The 17,899-nt window shown below is 62.9% G+C and carries 21 protein-coding genes and 1 tRNA gene; 11 read left to right on the top strand and 11 right to left on the bottom strand.

What is annotated here, in order from left to right; genetic code table 11:
* The first annotated feature begins 16 nt into the window (after positions 1-16).
* The 3 genes from P0M12_RS13815 to P0M12_RS13805 all read left to right on the top strand — a co-directional run bounded on the left by P0M12_RS13815 (position 17) and on the right by P0M12_RS13805 (position 1,777).
* Entirely contained in the window at positions 17-190 is a 174-nt protein-coding gene (locus tag P0M12_RS13815; protein ID WP_003943953.1) for a hypothetical protein, read from the top strand.
* A 98-nt stretch (positions 191-288) separates the two neighbouring features.
* The gene (locus tag P0M12_RS13810) at positions 289-1,134 is read left to right on the top strand and encodes a DUF1254 domain-containing protein (RefSeq protein ID WP_230359427.1); all 846 of its coding nucleotides are present in this window, start codon (positions 289-291) and stop codon (positions 1,132-1,134) included.
* The gene (locus P0M12_RS13805) at positions 1,085-1,777 is read left to right on the top strand and encodes a DUF1214 domain-containing protein (RefSeq protein WP_230359426.1); all 693 of its coding nucleotides are present in this window, start codon (positions 1,085-1,087) and stop codon (positions 1,775-1,777) included. The genes P0M12_RS13810 and P0M12_RS13805 overlap by 50 nt, the downstream gene beginning before the upstream one ends.
* 52 nt (positions 1,778-1,829) lie before the next feature.
* On the opposite strand, the gene P0M12_RS13800 is transcribed toward P0M12_RS13805, so the two are convergent.
* The 4 genes from P0M12_RS13800 to P0M12_RS13785 all read right to left on the bottom strand — a co-directional run bounded on the left by P0M12_RS13800 (position 1,830) and on the right by P0M12_RS13785 (position 3,308).
* A tRNA-Ser gene (locus P0M12_RS13800) sits at positions 1,830-1,920 on the bottom strand.
* 56 nt (positions 1,921-1,976) lie between these two features.
* A complete protein-coding gene (locus P0M12_RS13795; protein ID WP_003943869.1) occupies positions 1,977-2,168 on the bottom strand; it encodes a CsbD family protein in 192 nt (63 codons plus the stop codon).
* 138 nt (positions 2,169-2,306) lie between these two features.
* The gene (locus P0M12_RS13790; RefSeq protein ID WP_003943976.1) at positions 2,307-2,768 is read right to left on the bottom strand and encodes a nucleoside deaminase; all 462 of its coding nucleotides are present in this window, start codon (positions 2,766-2,768) and stop codon (positions 2,307-2,309) included.
* Complete coding sequence (locus P0M12_RS13785; RefSeq protein ID WP_003943823.1) at positions 2,769-3,308, bottom strand: tRNA adenosine deaminase-associated protein; 540 nt, start codon at positions 3,306-3,308, stop codon at positions 2,769-2,771.
* Between the two features lie 48 nt (positions 3,309-3,356).
* Here P0M12_RS13785 and P0M12_RS13780 point away from each other — a divergent pair, with 48 nt between their 5' ends.
* Complete coding sequence (locus P0M12_RS13780; RefSeq protein WP_165638770.1) at positions 3,357-4,331, top strand: prephenate dehydrogenase; 975 nt, start codon at positions 3,357-3,359, stop codon at positions 4,329-4,331.
* Positions 4,332-4,357: 26 nt separating this feature from the next.
* Here P0M12_RS13780 and P0M12_RS13775 read toward each other — a convergent pair whose 3' ends face one another.
* A complete protein-coding gene (locus P0M12_RS13775; protein WP_073512852.1) occupies positions 4,358-4,945 on the bottom strand; it encodes a putative glycolipid-binding domain-containing protein in 588 nt (195 codons plus the stop codon).
* Positions 4,946-5,183: 238 nt separating this feature from the next.
* Between P0M12_RS13775 and dcm the strand changes: the two genes are divergently transcribed.
* The 6 genes from dcm to P0M12_RS13745 all read left to right on the top strand — a co-directional run bounded on the left by dcm (position 5,184) and on the right by P0M12_RS13745 (position 10,926).
* Positions 5,184-6,329, top strand: a complete 1,146-nt coding sequence (dcm, locus tag P0M12_RS13770; RefSeq protein ID WP_030535749.1) for a DNA (cytosine-5-)-methyltransferase — start codon at positions 5,184-5,186, stop codon at positions 6,327-6,329.
* Positions 6,326-7,186, top strand: coding sequence for a hypothetical protein (locus P0M12_RS13765; RefSeq protein WP_003943911.1), 861 nt, complete (start codon positions 6,326-6,328; stop codon positions 7,184-7,186). The genes dcm and P0M12_RS13765 overlap by 4 nt, the downstream gene beginning before the upstream one ends.
* A gap of 10 nt (positions 7,187-7,196) precedes the next feature.
* Positions 7,197-7,601: a very short patch repair endonuclease gene (locus tag P0M12_RS13760; protein ID WP_058227067.1), complete on the top strand. Its 405-nt coding sequence runs from the start codon at positions 7,197-7,199 to the stop codon at positions 7,599-7,601.
* A 10-nt stretch (positions 7,602-7,611) separates the two neighbouring features.
* Positions 7,612-8,301 carry a DUF998 domain-containing protein gene (locus tag P0M12_RS13755; protein WP_007731663.1) on the top strand — a complete coding sequence of 230 codons (690 nt, stop codon included), beginning with the start codon at positions 7,612-7,614 and terminating at the stop codon, positions 8,299-8,301.
* 79 nt (positions 8,302-8,380) lie between these two features.
* Positions 8,381-9,625 carry a prolyl oligopeptidase family serine peptidase gene (locus P0M12_RS13750; protein WP_058227066.1) on the top strand — a complete coding sequence of 415 codons (1,245 nt, stop codon included), beginning with the start codon at positions 8,381-8,383 and terminating at the stop codon, positions 9,623-9,625.
* A gap of 98 nt (positions 9,626-9,723) precedes the next feature.
* Complete coding sequence (locus P0M12_RS13745) at positions 9,724-10,926, top strand: DUF6461 domain-containing protein (RefSeq protein WP_030535753.1); 1,203 nt, start codon at positions 9,724-9,726, stop codon at positions 10,924-10,926.
* Between the two features lie 73 nt (positions 10,927-10,999).
* On the opposite strand, the gene P0M12_RS13740 is transcribed toward P0M12_RS13745, so the two are convergent.
* Positions 11,000-12,178: a cation:proton antiporter gene (locus P0M12_RS13740; RefSeq protein ID WP_218681263.1), complete on the bottom strand. Its 1,179-nt coding sequence runs from the start codon at positions 12,176-12,178 to the stop codon at positions 11,000-11,002.
* A 357-nt stretch (positions 12,179-12,535) separates the two neighbouring features.
* On the opposite strand from P0M12_RS13740, the gene P0M12_RS13735 reads away from it, so the two are divergent.
* Positions 12,536-13,090, top strand: a complete 555-nt coding sequence (locus P0M12_RS13735; RefSeq protein ID WP_051720817.1) for a DUF4352 domain-containing protein — start codon at positions 12,536-12,538, stop codon at positions 13,088-13,090.
* Between the two features lie 159 nt (positions 13,091-13,249).
* Here the strand turns inward: P0M12_RS13735 and P0M12_RS13730 are convergent, their stop codons facing one another.
* From P0M12_RS13730 to P0M12_RS13710, 5 genes are read right to left on the bottom strand one after another with little or no spacing between them, the layout of a single operon-like run.
* Complete coding sequence (locus tag P0M12_RS13730) at positions 13,250-13,879, bottom strand: pyridoxamine 5'-phosphate oxidase family protein (RefSeq protein ID WP_277377857.1); 630 nt, start codon at positions 13,877-13,879, stop codon at positions 13,250-13,252.
* A complete protein-coding gene (locus tag P0M12_RS13725) occupies positions 13,876-14,691 on the bottom strand; it encodes an ABC transporter ATP-binding protein (protein WP_230359425.1) in 816 nt (271 codons plus the stop codon). The genes P0M12_RS13730 and P0M12_RS13725 overlap by 4 nt, the downstream gene beginning before the upstream one ends.
* Positions 14,688-15,740 carry an iron chelate uptake ABC transporter family permease subunit gene (locus P0M12_RS13720; RefSeq protein ID WP_118604829.1) on the bottom strand — a complete coding sequence of 351 codons (1,053 nt, stop codon included), beginning with the start codon at positions 15,738-15,740 and terminating at the stop codon, positions 14,688-14,690. The genes P0M12_RS13725 and P0M12_RS13720 overlap by 4 nt, the downstream gene beginning before the upstream one ends.
* Positions 15,737-16,780: an iron ABC transporter permease gene (locus P0M12_RS13715; RefSeq protein ID WP_277377856.1), complete on the bottom strand. Its 1,044-nt coding sequence runs from the start codon at positions 16,778-16,780 to the stop codon at positions 15,737-15,739. The genes P0M12_RS13720 and P0M12_RS13715 overlap by 4 nt, the downstream gene beginning before the upstream one ends.
* Positions 16,777-17,811 (bottom strand): iron-siderophore ABC transporter substrate-binding protein, encoded by a 1,035-nt coding sequence (locus P0M12_RS13710; RefSeq protein ID WP_064113949.1) that lies wholly within the window; start codon positions 17,809-17,811, stop codon positions 16,777-16,779. The genes P0M12_RS13715 and P0M12_RS13710 overlap by 4 nt, the downstream gene beginning before the upstream one ends.
* Positions 17,812-17,899: the final 88 nt, after the last annotated feature.

Here is a 17,899-nt window from a genome sequence, read left to right as displayed (position 1 = left end):
ATCGAGGGAGCTCGCGATGGCGGACCTGACGCTCCTGACCGACGACGAGTTACGCGAGCGTCGGATCGCCCTCAGTCGATCCCTCACTACCGCAGCAGATTTGATCCCCACCCCGCCACCCTCGTTCTTCGAGAAGCTGAAGCAGGACATCGATGCCGCCGCTGCAGAGTGGATCGCCCGCCGCTCCTGAACGTTCGAATTGCGCACACAGAACCGGTTTTCGATTTCCTCACCGGTTCACCCCGCAAGGGTGATGATGCAGCGGACGGTCACCGGCACCATGACTTCATGGACTCCCCGACCGACTCAATCGCACAAGGTTTCACGCCGGCACACGCTCAACTGGCGAGATCGGCCGGAGTTCCAGCAACGCTCGCCGCTGAGAGTTACGTGGAAGCCCTCGCCCGGATCGTCTATTACTGGGGCTATCCAGCTGTGGACACCTTCGGCCGTACAAACATGTGGGAGATCATGGATGGCAAGACCGGACTCCAACTCGGCCTTCTGCCAGGCGCCGCCAAAAATTACACAGGTGCCCTCACCGACTACATGAGCCCGGCGCAGCGGTGGGTCGTCTCACCCAACAACGACACGATCTACGGCGCAGGATTCGCCGATCTCACCGACGAAACCGCAGTGATACAGACCCCGACCGAGGTACCCGACGGCCATTACTGGACTATCCAGATCGTCGACGTGCTGACAAATGTGACTCACCAACTTGGTTCGGCGACAGGCACTCCCGGCGGAAAGTTCCTTCTGGTCGGACCTGATTGGGATGGCGAGTTGCCGGAAGACTTCCTCGATGTGCTTCGATCACCGACGAACGTGGCTGGTGTCTTCCCTCGCAGTTTCGCAGCACGTTCCGAGGCGTCCAAGCAGCAGGCGCGGTCGGTGCTCGACCAGATCGGCATGTACCCCGTTCAGCGAGGATCGACCCGGCCCGCGGTCCTTCGGCTACGAGGCCCACGCCGCGAACTCGATCTACCCTCAGGGCGTCACCGCCGAAATGTTGGCGGCCGATCCCGACGCCAGTCGACCTCAATGGGTGAAGCCGGAATCTTTCTGGACCGATCTTGCAGCAATGCTCGATTTCAACCCGACCATGGGCGCAGCAGACACCCCGATGGCTGATCAAGCCAAGACGCTTGTCGCACTGCATCGTTCGGACAAGTCGTACCGAGCGCTGCTCGACCGCGCCGCGCTCCGCGCCGACGTCGCCCTCCATCAATCGGCGAGCTACGTCCAAACCGGGGTCGACGCAGGCAACGGATGGCAACGGCAACGCAACAGTGGCCTGTGGGGCACCGACTGGTTCGGACGGGCGCTCGCGGCCGTCATCTACATTTACGTCAACGACTTTCACGAGGCTGTCTACCTCGTCCGGGGTACCGACCACGACGGAGCGTTGCTCCACGGCCGCGAGCGGTACACCATGACCTTCACAGAAGACGCACTCCCACCCGTCGACCGCAGTCGCGGCGGCTTCTGGTCTCTGACCATGTACGACAAGGACGCATTTATGCTCGCCGACGCACCCGGTAACCGCGTCAACCTCGGCACCGTCAATCTCGACGCGGGCGATCTCGTCTTTCGTGACGGGAAGCTCACCTTGCACCTGTCTCACGACGAGCCGACCGATCCGGATGCTCGTGCCAACTGGCTACCCGCTCCGCACGACGAATTTCGACTGATCATTCGCAGCTATGTCCCCGACAAATCAGTCCTCGATGAAACCTACCGATTCCCCGACGTCGTCCGAGCAACGGGACTATAGGCGCCACCAAGCACAAAAAAGCTCCCCACCTGCGTGAACAGGTGGGGAGCTTTGGCGGTGGCGGAGGGATTTGAACCCTCGGACGGGGGTTACCCGTCACACGCTTTCGAGGCGTGCTCCTTAGGCCGCTCGGACACGCCACCGCTGGTGACTTTACCGGATGGAGTGCCCGTGGCTGAAATCGCCAGGTGGAGCGGTATTACGTGAGCTTGTCCTTGATGCTGGAAGCGGCGTCCTTGACCTTCTCGCCTGCATCCTTGACGGCCGATTTCACCTGGTCGCCCTTGCCTTCGTTTTCGAGGTCCCGGTCACCGGTAGCGCTGCCAGCAGCTTCCTTGGCCTTGCCCCCGAGGTCTTCGGCCTTGTTCTGAGCCTTGTCTGCGATTCCCATGAGTACTCCTCTGTGAACGCGAACGAATCGCCTTCCGACGATCCGCCGATGCCCTGACGGCATCTGCCTCCACCATGCCCTCGATTGATGGATCCGGCTACCCGAGTGTGCGATCACTCTCGATGGGGAATACCGAATTCAGGCCCGCTGCTCGCGGAAGAAATCTTCCAAAAGCCCAGCGCATTCGTCCTCGAGGACCCCGCCGCGCACCTGCGGCCGATAGGTCAATCTTTTATCTCGAACTACGTCCCATAATGATCCGACGGCTCCGGTTTTCGGCTCCCACGCCCCGAAAACGACCCGAGAAACCCGGGCGAGGACCAGAGCGCCCGCACACATCGTGCATGGCTCGAGGGTCACGGCAAGCGTCGCACCTTCCAGGCGCCAGCCGTCACCGTAGGTTTTTGCGGCAGCACGCAACGCGAGGATTTCGGCGTGCGCGGTCGGATCGGACGACGCTTCCCTGGCATTGGAGGCCCGAGCAACTTCGACGCCGTCTGCGTCGAACACCACTGCCCCGACCGGGACGTCGGCGTCGGAGGCGGAACGTGCGGCCACGATGGCCGCACGGATCATGCGCTGGTCGTCAGCGAGAGTCATCTAGCGCGGGAGCTTGTCGAGCGCTGCGCCGAACTCGGATGCGAACCCGAGTCGCTGCGCGATCATCCCCAACTGCTCGTCCGGATAGAGATCGGTCTCGGCCGCGATGACGGCGAGCACGGGTTCCGGCAGGCCCAGATCGGCCAGCACGGACAGATCGCCCTCTTCCCAGGGTTCGACATCGTCGAGGTCGTCCGGGTCGATGTCGGGGATCTCGATGTGCAAGGCGTCGAGGACGTCGGCTGCGATGTCGTAGTCGATGGCGGCGGTCGCGTCGGAAATCAGCAACTGCGTGCCCGACGGCGCCGGACGCAACACGATGAAGAACTCGTCGTCGACGTCGAGAAGACCGAAGACGGCACCCGAACTTCGCAGCTCACGCAGCTGCGTTTCGGCGGCCGAGAGCGAGGTCAACGCGTCGGGCGTCAGTGCCTTGACCGTCCAACGCCCCTCTTCACGGACCACCGCGACACCGAAGCCTTCAAGCTCCTCCGACTGGTTCGAAGAGGCGCTCTTGTTACCCGCGCGCTGTGCACCCATGGCGCAACGGTAGCCCGCCTGGTGCCAGTGAGTGAAGTCCGAGCATCGATGTGCCAACCTGAACTCGTGTCTGCGATCGATTCCGCCCCACCAGTCTGCGTTCTCGGCCTCGGATTGATCGGCGGTTCGCTACTTCGCGCCGCCGTCCGATCCGGCCGCCGGGCGTGGGGTTACAACCGTTCCAGCGAGTCCGCCGACGCGGCCCGAGCCGACGGTTTCGACGCCGACACCGATCTGGTTTCAGTGCTGCAGAGAGCAAACGAAAGCGGCGCGATCATTGTGATCGCCGTGCCGATGCCTGCCGTCGACGCCACCTTGGCGGCCATCGCCGCGCACGCGCCCGACAATCCGATCACCGACGTCGTCAGCGTCAAGGGTGAAGTGAAGGCTGCGGTCGAACGAGCGGGCTTGAGCGCCAAGTTCGTGGGCGGTCATCCGATGGCGGGGACGTCAGCTTCGGGTTGGGCGGTCGGGGATGCCGATCTGTTCGTCGACGCGGTGTGGGTCGTTGCCACCGACGAGGGCGTCGACGCAGACGTGTGGTCGCAGGTCGCCGACCTTGCACTCGACTGCGGCTCGGTGGTAGTGCCGGCCGAATCCCTCGAGCACGATCGAGCAGTCGCGCGAATCTCGCATCTGCCTCACCTGCTCGCGGAAACGCTTGCGATCACCGGAGCTGCCGGCGGCGAACTGGCTCTCGGGCTGGCTGCCGGATCATTTCGCGACGGCACCCGCGTAGCCGGGAGCGCTCCTGGCCTGGTGCGGGCGATGTGCGAGGGCAACCGCGACGCCCTGCTGGTCGCGCTGGACGAGGCGCTCGACCTTTTGCAGGGTGCACGTACCGATCTGCTCGACAACGGCTCGACGGCACGATTGGTGGACGCAGGGTTCGCGGCGCGCGGCGCCTACGAGTCGCACGAGCGGTGGGACATCGAAGACGTTCAGGCCGGAGAACCCGACTGGATCAACCGGATGCGAGACGCCGGTCGACGCGGCGGCGTCATCCGGCGATCCGCAACCTAGAACTACGCAACCTAGAGATACGAAACCTAGATACGAGTTGCCAGACCCGGGTAGTCGAGGACAAAGCCTTCGGTATCGACGGACAACGTCGAGCTGGACACCGGGGACAGCACACTGATTCCGTCGGCGCCGGAGCTGTAGGTGATGGTCGCACCCTCGACGCGCAGGTCGAGAAGGTTTACGTAGACGACCGGCACCTCGGCGTCTTCGATGTCGTTCTGCAGACCGACGCGGCGGATGGGCAGCGTGTTGAAGAACGGGCTGAGGATCACGTCGACATCGAGTGCGCCATCGAACGCAGAGCGCTGGTGACTGGCGCCGTTCTCGACCATCCAGGTGCCTTCTTCGTCCCGGCTGATCGACATCTGACGCTCACCGGCGGCCAGGGCGGTCCGCACGGACAACCGGCGGGTGATGCCGGCCTCGTCGGTGACCAGGTCGTACGACGCGCTGAATGCCGGGTGCTCACTGCAGGCTCCACCGATGATCCGGCCGGAAGCCTTGATGCGATTTCCGTTCAGCTGCACACGAACAGACTCCATACGAGGAGCGTTGTGGGCCTGCCAGGTCAATACCGCGGGCCAGGACGCGTCACCGGAAGGTTGGATGCTCACCCGACCACGGTAATGGACGAACGGGCGCGGAGCACCGCTGGTTCGGGTTATTGCTTCGATCAGGGACCTTTTAGGGACTTCGATCGGCCCCGAAGATCTCGATGTAAGGCGTTTCACAACGGTTCTTCCGTAAGGAGCACGCCGCGGACCGAATAGTTGGCAAACGGTGTCGGAGTTCTCGAGTACCGTGCTTCTAGGTCGGTTCGTGAGGAAGGGTGCTGTGACGTCGTCGCGGAGCATGGTGGGTTTGTTTGCCGGTATCGGTGGTCTCGAGTTGGGGCTCTCGGAACATGGGTGGAACACCGAACTGCTGTGTGAAATCGATCCGGGCGCGCAGGCAGTTCTCCGTTCGCGTTTCGCCGACGTGCCGTTGCACGGTGACGTCACCAAACTTCGCGCGCTGCCCAGTGACATCGAATTGGTGGCCGCCGGTTTCCCCTGCCAGGACCTCTCTCAGGCCGGCAAAACGGCAGGCATCACCGGCGCACGCTCAGGCCTGGTGGACGAGGTGTTCCGTCTGGTCAAGCGTAAGAAGGGCCCGCGCTGGCTGTTGATCGAGAACGTTCCGTTCATGCTCCAGCTCGGCAAGGGCGCCGCCATGCGGCACATCACCGACGCCCTCGAAGACCTCGGATACACCTGGGCGTACCGGGTGGTCGACGCCCGCGCCTTCGGACTCCCCCAGCGTCGCCAGCGAGTCATCATGCTTGCCTCGCGCACAGATGATCCCCGCGAAATCCTGTTCGGCCAGGACGCCGGCGAGCGCCTGGGTGGCGATCCCGCGGACTACCCCTGCGGCTTCTACTGGACCGAAGGCACTCGCGGTCTCGGATGGGCCGTCAATGCCGTGCCGACGCTCAAGGGCGGCTCGTCCGTCGGCATCCCCAGTCAGCCGGCAGTCCGGTTGCCGTCAGGTGAGATCGTCACTCCCGGTCTAGTCGATGCCGAGCGACTGCAGGGTTTCGATCCCGACTGGACGCTGCCGTCCGTCGAGGTTCCCGGCCTACGCCACAGCCATCGCTGGAAGCTCGTCGGCAATGCCGTGAGCGTGCGGATGGCGTCGTGGGTCGGTGGCCGGTTGAGCGATCCCATCGAATACGACGCCGCGGGCGAGACGCCACTCGAACCGGGCGACGCCTGGCCGAGTGCGGCCTGGGGCCGTAACCGCCAGGCCTTCCGCGTCCATACCTCGACCTGGCCGGTCCAGTACGACTACGAGGATCTGAGCGGCTTCCTCGAAGACACGCGGTTGCTGTCGGCTCGGGCCACCGCCGGCTTCCTCAAGCGCGCGCGCATGGGCAATCTTCGGTTCATCCCCGGTTTCATCGAGGACGTCGAAAGCCATCTCGAGCGGATGGGCGGATATCCCGAGGCCGCAGCATGACGGACTCGCTGTTTCCCGAACCTGAAACGCTGTTTTCCGAGCCGGAACACGAACCACTTTGGAGTGCACTGCAACTCGCGGGCGACAAGCCCCCGGCCGACGCCGATCGCGGCGAGAAGAAGAACTACGCGCAGCGACTGTCCAATCAACTGGCACAGACGGTCGCCGACGCTCTGCGTCCGCTGTATCCCAACATCACCCCGACGGCGTCCGGTGAAGGCCAGGAGGCAACAGTCGATGTCGCCAAGGGCCGAAAGCGCTTGGACGTCAAGGCACTCGACCCCACTCTCGGCCTGATCCTCTGCGTCTCCATCAAGACGTACAACTTCCAGGACTACAGTCCCCGCAGCGGCAAGCTGGGACGGTGGACCAAGAACATCGTCCGCAACGACCACGAATTGCGTGGCGAGGCAATGGTTCTGCATCAGCGTCAGCCGTACAGCGTGTTGGTCGCCGTCATGTTCGAGCCGTACGCCACGTGCGACGACGGCGACCCGACCAAGACCAGCGACACCGGCAAATCCTCTTTTGCACACCACGTCACGACGCTCTCGAAGCGCTCGGGCCGAGGCAAGCGCGCGGTGGTCGGCGTTCCGGGAAAGGCCTGGGTGGATCTCGGCGCCGAGGACACCCGCTACGACCTCTTCGAGAAGGTCTACATCGGACTCTACGAACCCGATGGCGCAGTTCGGTTCTTCGACGTCGACGAGCCGCCGCCGCGCAACGGACGCCCCACCGAAGCTCAGACGCTCTCGTTCACCGACTTCGTGACCGTCGTGCACGGTGAAGTGGAGCGTCGCAACAGGTTTGCGCCCACTTGGTCCGATCCCGAAGACAGCGAAGATTCCGACGGCTGAGGGAACCACGGTGCCTGCGACGGATCCTGCCACCAGCGCTCGGATGAGCGCTCAGCGTCGGCGCGACACCAAACCCGAAATCGCACTTCGACGCGAGCTGCATCGACGCGGACTCCGGTACTTCGTGGATCGGGCGCCTGTCAAAGGTGTTCGCCGACGGGCCGATCTGGTATTCCCACGCCGCAAAGTCGCGGTGTTCGTGGACGGATGCTTCTGGCACAGCTGCCCGCAGCATGCGACGTTTCCCAAGAGCAACGCGCAGTGGTGGACGGACAAGTTGGCCGCCAACGTGGTTCGAGACCGCGACACCGATGCACGTCTGGCAGAGCAGGGTTGGACCGTCATCCGCGTCTGGGAGCACGAAGATCCGCTGGTAGCGGCCGAACGCGTCCAGAAAGCCCTGCTCGGTCCGTAAGCTCGATTTCGTGAAGGAACGCAACGTTGCGCGGTGGGGTTTGGTGGCTGCGCTGGCTCTGGGCGGAATCGTCTACTCGTCGTGGATTCTCGAATTCTTCCTGGACACCGGCCTCGACCCGGTGACATCGTTCCTCAGCGAACTCGATGCCGAGAACCAGAAATACCGCGATGTCTTCGGTAACGCCGATGTCCTGTCCGCAATCTTGATGTTGATCTCCGGAGCGCTGGGTCTGCTGATCACGCCCCGGCGAAGGCTCTACGTCACGGGCTGGATTGCGCTGGCGGTGTTCGGCATCGCGACCATCGCCGACGCGTCGTTCCCCCTCGAATGCTCGGGCGAGGGTTGCCCGTCGAGCGCACCCGACGGTCTACTTCCGCAGCTCCACCATGTTCACGCGTTGACGAGCAGCGTGGCGGTCTTCGCGATCTTCACCGCGATGATCGCATTCACCGTGGGAGCGTTCAGGTATCGCGAGCACCCTTCTTTGCGGACGACGGGTCTGACCATTCTGATCCTGACTTCCCTTGCGACGGTGTGGATGTTGACGACCAACAGCATCGAAGTCTCCGGCGGCGGTAATCTCGGACTGGGTATCGCTCAACGTGCGCAGGTGCTGGGAATGTCGTTGTGGTTGTGCACCCTGGCATTTGCGATGTCGAGGCCGCCATCCACCGGGCTCCCGGCGTCGCCGCGCTGACAGGTTTTCCGGCAAGCGATTCGGGCGATCCTGGAACTACAACTGAAAATGGCTGCCCCGAACTAGCGAAGGTGTGCCCATGTCTCTCGCGTCGTCGTTCTTCGCCCATCCGCACCAGGCGTTCACTGCTGGTTTCTATCGCAACGAGTCCTTCGACTTCGAGCTACGAGTCGTTCTCGGGCAAGCCACCTTCGGCGCGGCAGATACCGGCGAAGTGCTCTCGGCCATCGCTCACGTCGGCGAGAAGGACCTCGAAGGCTGGTACGAGGCCTGGTTCGACCTCGGCACACGGGTATTCGGGCAGGCCGATGAGGCAGCCGAGGCCGGGCATTCGCGAAGCGCGTCCAACGCGTACCTGCGGGCGGCGTCGTACTTCGGTGTGGCGATCAACGCCGTCGACGGTCTCAGCGACGATTCGGTTCTGGTCCCCACTTTCAAACGTCACCGACAGGCGTGGGACCGCTTCGTCGACACCACCGCCCAGCCCGTCGAACGCGTCCGGATCCCTTACGAGGACACCTACCTGCCCGGGTACTTCTTCCGGCCGCCCGGGGACGTGCGACGGCCGACGTTGATCATGGTGAACGGTAGCGACGGCCCGATCAGCGGGCTGTGGGGCAGCGGCGGTGCCGGGGCGCTCGAGCGGGGCTACAACGTGTTGATGTTCGACGGTCCCGGTCAGCAGTCGATGCTCTTCGAGCGCAACATCCCGTTCCGTCACGACTGGGAAGCCGTCATCACGCCCGTCGTCGACTATCTCGTGGACCGGCCGGACGTCGATGCGTCGAAGCTGGCGATGTACGGGATCAGTCAGGGCGGGTACTGGGTGCCGCAGTCGTTGGCGTTCGAGCATCGGATCGCGGCAGCGATCGCCGATCCGGGGGTCGTGGACGTGGCCGCGTCGTGGCTCGCCCACATCCCCAAGAACATGCAGAAGCTGCTCGACGAGGGGAAGTCGGAGGCCTTCGACCGCGACATGGCGATAGGGCTGGGAATGAAATTCTCCAAGGACAGCGCCCGAATCTGGCGTTTCCGAGCGCGTCCGTACCTCGCCGACGGCTACTACAACACTCTCGCCGAGGTTCGGAAGTACCACCTCGAACACGTCGCCGGCTCGATCTCCACTCCCCTGCTCATCACCGATCCGGAAGGCGAGCAATTCTGGCCCGGTCAATCCAAGCGGCTTGCCGCCCTCGCCGGCGGACCGACGACGGTGGTTCCCTTCACCGCTGCCGAGGGCGCGAACTTCCACTGCCAGCCCATGGCGAGGCGTCTGACGGATCAGCGGATGTTCGACTGGCTCGACGAGCAGTTGGATCTCTGAATCAGGCCCTCGAATCAACGATCGAATGATGGCGTATTTGCTGTGCGCTCGATGGAGTTCGGCATTCGTCGGGTATCGATCTGTGGAAGCGTGCGAGTGTGCCTACCTATCACGACTATGTGTGGATTCAGCAGTACCTCAACACGAGCCTGTCTCTCGGGTACTGCGCTGCACTCATCCCTCGGTCCACTCCCGCACAGGTGTTGAGTGCCCTCGGCGCCGACGAGAACACACAATCGGAGGCAATCGGGATCGCCGAACTCGGCGAGGTGATGTCCGATCTCACTGAACAGCCCGAGACAGCCGGGGCTGGGCAGGTAGTCGCAGTCGCGGCGGTGGGCGACGACAGCACACTGTTGATGCAGATCAACGGCGGTTCCTTCGCTATCTCGGAAGAATTGATGCGGCCCCTTCTATCCGATCGCGAGGTGGCTTCGCACTATCTCAGCGTCAATGCCGACAGCCAGTTCATCTGGTGGTCGAACGGCACACGCGTGGCTGAATTCGAACTCTTCGGATCCAGCCCGGTGGTCGGGGACGATCGGATGGTGGATTTGATTCTCGATGTCGGCGGAATCGGAATCGACGATGACGCCCAAGGCTATGCAGGTGAGCATGCGTTGGAGGGCGCCTTTGCTCTCGCCGAGCAGATCACCGGCGTCGCAGTCCCCGCCTCGCTATTCGTGGAAGGCCAATTTATGGTGGCCGTTGTCCCCAAGTCAGGACAGTCCCCCTCGGCAGATGTGCCATCTGAGGCTTCTCCGCGAAAGTCGCCCGCTGCGTGGAGCGAGGTAGCGCGACGTTACAAAGCGGCGGAACGGATTCCGCTACATGGGGTGATGTTCCGCGGGCGACCCCCCGGCGGTCGTCCCTCCGTGCGACTCGAATTCTGGTTCAAGCCGCGCACCTGCATCCGTCTCGAAGACGAGCAGGGAGTGCTGTTTCTGCAGAACCGACAGAAGCAGACGTGGTTCCGCACCGACGGGGTCCTCGAACGACGAAACGGCGGATACAGTCTCGACATCCATATCGAACAACTTCTCCAGATACACAGAACCTGGCCGTACACACCTTTCGCCGACCTACGCCCACCCGACACGACAGGGCGGGAAGTAGAGGTCGACGGGCGGAGAGCGTGGGAATTCGCGATGCCACCGGATTGGGCCGGCCGTGATGCCACGGTGGCGTTCGACGCGGAAACCGGGATCCCTTTGCGGTGGGCGGACCGAACGGGCAGCCATGAGATATCGGCGCTGGAAACCGGTATCGACGTCGACGACGGCTTTTTCTCCGGCCCCTGATAATCGAAGCAAGCGAGTCGTCTGACTGATCAGCGGATGTTCGACTGGCTCGACGAGCAGTTGGATCTCTGAATCAGGACACTTTCTCTTTCTTCGTCAACAGAGTGGCAATCATCGGCAACAGCAGAACCGTGATCGCCCCGGCCGCGACAAGAATCGACGCGTTGTCCGAGGACATCTGATGCGCGTCGACGGCCGCGCCCGTGACCGCCACGATCATGGGCAGGCCGGTAGCCCCGTACAACGCGACTTGCGCACTTTCGCGCGTGGTGAAGGGTGGTTCGACCTTCTCGAACTTGGTCACGAAGAACACCGGCACGCCGCGGACTACAACGATCAGGATCAAAAACGCAATCAGTATGCCGGGACTGGCGGCGACCGCCGAGACGTCGATCGCCATGCCTGAAGTGATGAAGAAAATCGGGATGAGGAACCCGAAGGCGATCCCGTCGAGCTTGATCTCGAGGCGCTCGTCGCCCTCTGGCATCAGTCGCCGCAGGATGAAGCCGGCGGCAAATGCACCGAGAATGACGTCGAGTGAGAACACAGCCGACAGCACTCCGAGGCTGACCAACAACAGAACGGTGAGGCGGACCGTCGTCTGCGCCGTCGTGTCCGCCCCTGCCCGCACCAGGCGATGTGTCCACGAGCCTTCGTGAATCAGCTTGCCGGGCAGCACCGCAACGATGACAGCGATCAAGGCGAAGACGGCAAGAACGATCAGCGACAGCACGGCACCACGGGCACTCAGCAGCACCGCCATCGCGACGACCGGCCCGAGCTCGCCGACGGCCCCGTGGTTGAGGACGGTCTTACCCAAGCGTGTGTCGAGGAGTTTGTTGTCCTTGAGGATCGGCAGCAGCGTGCCCAGAGCGGTCGACGTCATCGCGATGGCAACAGCGGCTTCGGCGGAGATCACGTTCCTCATGCCAAGCAGCGCGACCACCGTGAACGCCAGCGCGAGGCAGAACAGCCACGTGTAGAGCGCTCGACGTCCGCCGCGCCCACTGAGTTCCTGTCGGTCGATCTCGTAGCCGGCGAGCAGGAACAGCATGCCGAGGCCGAGTTCGCGCAGGATGCCGATCGCTTCGCTGTCAGCTGCGATGTTGAGGGCGAACGGCCCGACCACTGCGCCCGCGAGCAGTAGCAACACCACTTCGGGAACCAGTCGACGCGGGATCAGGCCCGCGACTATCGGCGCAATGGCCGCGATCAGCGCAATCCAGAACAGCGAGGAGGCAATTGAAGGCACGGATCATTGTCGGACAAAACCGACCACTCTGCACACATTGCGACCGGTCAGTCTGGTAGAAGTATCGAATGCTCACCTAGTAATGCGTGAGCAATCCCACGTGAAGGAACGGCCATGACACAACCCGCGCAGGACCCTAACCAGCCATATGGCCAGCCGCCTCAGCAGCCGTACGGGCAGCAACCCCAGCAGCCCTACGGACAGCAACCACCGGCTCAGCAACCTTATGGACAGCCTTATCCAGATCAGTCTGGCGCGCCGTTCCCGGGCCAGTACGCTCAGCCGGCCGGTGGATTTCAGCAACCGCCGCCTTCACCGGCGAAAAAGAAGAAGTGGCCATGGGTCATCGGAGGCATCGTGGCGTTCTTCGTGATTGTCGCGATCGCCACTGGCGGCGGGGACAAAGACAAGGAAGAATCCGCCGCGGCCCCCACAACCACGCAAGCCGCGGCCAACGGTGCCTCCGTGGCCGCAGTTGCCCCGGCCGAAGCTCCCAAGGAAACGAAGTCTTCGAATCCCGGAATCGGCGAGGAAGTGCGAGACGGAAAGTTCGGTTTCGTCGTGACGGGTATCGAGACCGGCCTCACGACGATCGGCGACAATCCCTACTTGCAAGAGCAAGCTGAGGGTCAGTTCGTACTCGTTCACGTCGAGATCACGAACACTTCCGACAAGCCCCAGGCTTACTTCGGATCCAATCAGACCTTGATCGACACCGAAGGTCGCGAGTTCACCAACAACACGATGGCAGCGATCAATATCGACGCCGAAACCGCGATCGGCGGCGACATAAACCCCGGCATCACACGGAAGACCACCATTGTCTTCGACATCCCGACCAGTGCCACCCCCAAGGAGATCGAGGTACACGACTCGATGTTCTCCGGTGGCGCCACAATTTCGCTTCAGTAAACCCGGAACAGTAAGAACGACGGTCTCCACCAGTTGACGATCAGCCGGTGGCGCCACAATTTCGCTTCAGTAAACCCGGAACAGTAAGAACGACGGTCTCCACCAGTTGACGATCAGCCGGTGGAGACCGTTCTCCTGCGAAAGGCCAACGGACTGAGGTCAGTACAGGTACTTGCGGTACGCCTCTTGTCTGGCGGGTTCGAGGTCCTCGACGCGCAGGCTGTGTTGCTCCGCCATCATGTCGCGCAGACTCGGCACCTCATCGGATGCAGGCCACGTCGACGGATCCCACAGCTTCGCCCGCAGAATTGCTCTCGCGCAATGCAGATACGCCTCGTCGATCTGCACGATCACCGCAAGCTGTGCAGGCTTGCCGTTCATCGCCATCGAATCCAACAGATCAGGATCGGTGGACAGAGTCGCCGTGCCGTTGACGCGCACGATCTCGTCGCGCCCGGGCGCGAGAAAGAGGATCCCCACGTGAGGATTCTCGATCATGTTCCGGTACGAGTCAGCGCGCCGGTTGCCCGGACGATCCGGGAGCACGAGCGTCTTCTCGTCGGGAAACAGAACCTGACTGACCAGGTCTCCACGCGGCGAGCAATCGCAATTTCCGGCCGCATCGGATGTCGCGAGCACAAAAAACCGTGCCTGCTCGATGAATTCACGGATCAACGGAGTCGTGTGAGCGGTCTGCTTCTCCATGATCGTCGGATGGGGCTGTCCGAGAATCGCATTGAGTTGTTCCACGGATTCGATCCGCCCGCCCGGGGCGTTCGACGCCGTCACGTCGACACGTCGTCGAGCACGTGGTGGCGCCCGAGCGGCAACACCAACGGCTTACCCGACATGGGGTCGGGGATGATTCGGCTCTCGAGACCGAACACGGTGCGGACGTTGTCGCTCGTGAGCACCTCGGCAGGATCACCCGCCGCGTAGACCCGGCGATCGGCCATGGCGACGAGGTAGTCGGCGTAGCGGGCGGCGAGATTGAGATCGTGCAGAACCATGACAATCGTTGTACCCCGAGTCCGGTTCAGGTCGGTGAGCAGGTCCAAGACCTCAACCTGGTGGCTCACGTCCAAGAAGGTGGTCGGCTCGTCGAGTAGAAGCAGATCGGTTTGTTGGGCGAGCGCCATCGCAATCCACACACGTTGGCGCTGACCACCGGAAAGCTCGTCCACCGATCGTTCGGCCAATCCGGTTGTGTCCGTAGCCGTAAGCGCCTCGGCGACAGCTGCGTCATCCTCGCGACTCCACCTCGACAGCACCCGCTGATGTGGATGACGACCACGGCCGACGAGATCGGCGACAACTATCCCTTCCGGTGCGATCGGTGACTGCGGCAGCAGACCGAGCGTGCGAGCGAGCTTCTTCGCGGGCAGGCGATGAACATCCTTGCCGTCCAACAGAACATGACCGCTTCGGGGACTGAGTAGCCGCGACATCGACCGCAGCAGTGTCGATTTGCCGCACGCGTTGGCGCCCACGATGGTCGTGATCTTTCCCGGCGGCACCGCGAGGTCGAGCGATTCGACGACGGTCCGTCCTCCGTAACCGAGTTCGAGGTTTTCGACAGTCAGAGTATGGAATTCGGTCACAGCGAACCTCCCGTTCGGTTGGAGCGAATGATGAGGTAGACGAGATACGGCGCTCCCAGCGCGCCGGTCACCACGCCAACGGGGTAGCGGGTGCCGAAGGCGTACTGTCCGCAGAAATCGGCGACGAGCACCAGCAGCGCTCCGACCAGCGCCGACGGAATCAAAAGTGATGTTCCCGGACCGACGATGCGGGCGGCGATGGGCCCTGACAGAAATGCGACGAAGGCGATGGGCCCCGCAGCGGCAGTGGCAAAGGCGATGAGTCCGACGGCCGCAATGATCGTCAGAATGCGCGTTCGTTCCACTCTGACGCCGAGCGCTTGTGCTGCGTCGTCACCGAGCTGGCTGGTCGAAAGGTTGCGCGATTGGCTCAGCAGCACCGGTCCGAGGACAACCAGCGCCAGGAGTAGGGGAACCGTCGAACCCCAGTTGGCACCGTTGAGACTGCCGGTGAGCCAACGCATCGTCTCCTGCAGATCCCATGCGGCGGCGGTACTGAGCAGGTAGGCGGTGACGCTGTCGAGCATCGCGGCCATGCCGATACCGATCAGTATGAGCCGAGTGCCCGCCACACCGTCCCGGAAAGACAGAACGTAGATCAAGACTGCGACGCCCAGACCGACGGCGATAGCAAAAACCGATACCTGTGAACCGCCGAGTGAAAGCGAGATGATCGCGAAAGCCGCTGCAGCGCTTGCGCCGGAGCTGATTCCGATGATGTCGGGGCTCGCGAGCGGGTTGCGCAGCATCGTCTGGAACGTGATGCCGCCCAAGCCGAAACAGATTCCGGCGACCACAGCGAGGACAGCGCGAGGCAGCCGGAGGCGGCCGACAGTGAACGAGGCACCAGGCACGTTCTCCCCCAGCATGACCCGAAGCACATCTGACGGCGGGTAGAAGGTTTTTCCCACCATCAGAGTGACCGCGAAGGATGCGACGACGAGGACCATCAGCACGGCAATCACGATGCGGCGGCGTCTACCTCGCCGGATACGGCTTGCTCCGACTGCGTCGACCTCGACTTCGGGAGTAACGAATGTAGTGGTCACAGCTCACGTATCTTCTGACGGCGGACGATATAGATGAAGAAGGGCGCTCCGATGAGCGCGGTGATGATGCCGACGTCGATTTCGCCCGGCCGGGCGACAATTCGTCCGAGAATGTCGGCGGCGACGAGAAGGCCGGCACCTGTCAGCGCAGAAAACGGTAGTAGCCAACGGTTGTCGATACCGATCAGCAGGCGGCACAGATGCGGGACAACCAAACCGACGAAGCCGATCGGTCCGGCAATGGCAGTGGCTGCACCGCAGAGCAACACTGCACCGAGCGCTGCCACTGCACGAACCACCGCGACGCGTTCGCCGAGACCTGACGCAACCTCGTCGCCGAGCGCAAGAGAGTTGAGACTGCGCGCTGACAGCAGACAGATCACGAAGCCGACAATGAGGAAAGGCAGACCCTGCCGGATCACCTCGAAACTCGCGCCACCGACGCCGCCGATCTGCCACGAACGAATGTTGCCCGCAATATCGTTTCGCGGCAGCATGATCGCAGTGATGAACGAAGCAAACGCAGCCGATGTTGCGGCCCCGGCAAGAGCCAACTTGAGTGGCGTGGCTCCACCTCGCCCGAGTGACCCGACCACGTAGACGAACAACGCCGCCCCGGCTGCACCGAGTACGGCCACCCAGATCATGCTGGTCTGGGTCCACAGTCCGAACCACGCCATTCCGATCACCACGGCGAGCGAAGCGCCCATGTTGACGCCCAGGATTCCGGGATCCGCCAAAGGGTTTCGGGTAATCCCCTGCATCACAGCGCCGGCAAGACCGAGCGCAGCTCCCACGATTATCGCGAGCACCGTCCGCGGAATGCGCTTGGCAATCGCACCCTGACCGATGTTGTCCGTTGAACCGCCTAGTGCGGCAACGATATCGGACCAGTCGACCTCACGAGAGCCGATGACGATCGAAGCGCACATGAGCACCGCGAGGACAACGAGAAGGGCGATCAACCACAGCGAATTGCCGAACGTCGGGCGCCGCGTATCGCGAGCGCCCGACGTCGAATCCTGCGAGGTTACAGTCACTCCGACTTTCCAGCGGCCCCGGCGAGCAGATCGACGTAGTCGCCGAGTACCCACGAAATCGCGAGTGGAGTCGGGTTGGCCGCCGTTCCCATCGGCCCGGTTCCATTGAGGAACACGATCGCGTTGTTGGCGACGGCAGGCATCTGCGAGAGCAGCGGGTCAGCCTTGAGTGCGTCGACAAGTGCCTGGTCACCGTAGGTGACGATCAGTTCGACGTCGTCGAAGACGTCCACACGCTCCGCACTGACCTTCTTCGAGAACTCACCACCCGTCGAGGCCCCGGCAACGCTCTTCGGCGTCGAAAGTCCGAGGTCCTCGAAGAACGCGGCGCGCGTGTCGTTCGCCGTGTAGAAGCTGACCTGGCTCAGATCAGCGGTGTCGACGTGCGTCAGGAACATGGTTGCCTTGCCGGCAAGCTGCGGATGCGAGGCAACCTCGTCGGCGATCTCCTTTTCGATGGTGGAGATCAGTTCCTGCCCTTCGGATTCCATACCCAAGCCCATGCTGTTGAACTTGATGACGTCGCGCCACGACGTCGCCCACGGCCCCTCGGGGTATGCCACGACCGGAGCAATCTCGCTGAGGGTGTCGTAATCCTCCTGCGTCAACCCGGAGTACGCGGCAAGAATGACGTCAGGGTTCGTATCGGAGACGGCTTCGAAGTCGATGCCGTCGGTCTCGTCGAAGAGCACCGGCGGCTTCGCGCCGAGTTCGTCGAGCTTTTCCTCGACCCACGGCAGCATTCCGTTGCCGTTGTCGTCACCGAAAGTCGCCGCTGCCATTCCGACGGGAACCACGCCGAGAGCAAGGGGCACTTCGTGATTGGCCCAGGCAACGGTGGCAACTCGCTCCGGCTTGGCGTCGATCGTCGTAGTTCCGAAAGCGTGCTCGATCGTGACAGGGAAGGAGCTGGATCCGCTTCCGGCGCTGCCGCCGTCGGCGGTCTCCGAGGAGTCGGAACTGCAAGCTGTCATGCCGAGGGCGACTGCGACCGCTGCTGCGGCCACCGCCAAGAAGCGTTTTGAACGCATGAAAACAGAACTCTCTCGAGAAGGGGTACGGCCCTCAACCCGGCTCAATCAGGCACTTAGGTGAGGTTTGCCTAAACCGTATACGGGA

The organism is Rhodococcus sp. RCBS9 (assembly GCF_029457415.1).
Taxonomy (GTDB): domain Bacteria; phylum Actinomycetota; class Actinomycetes; order Mycobacteriales; family Mycobacteriaceae; genus Rhodococcus_F; species Rhodococcus_F qingshengii.
The sequence above is the reverse complement of the archived record's forward strand: the minus strand, read 5'-3'. Positions and strand labels throughout refer to the sequence as shown.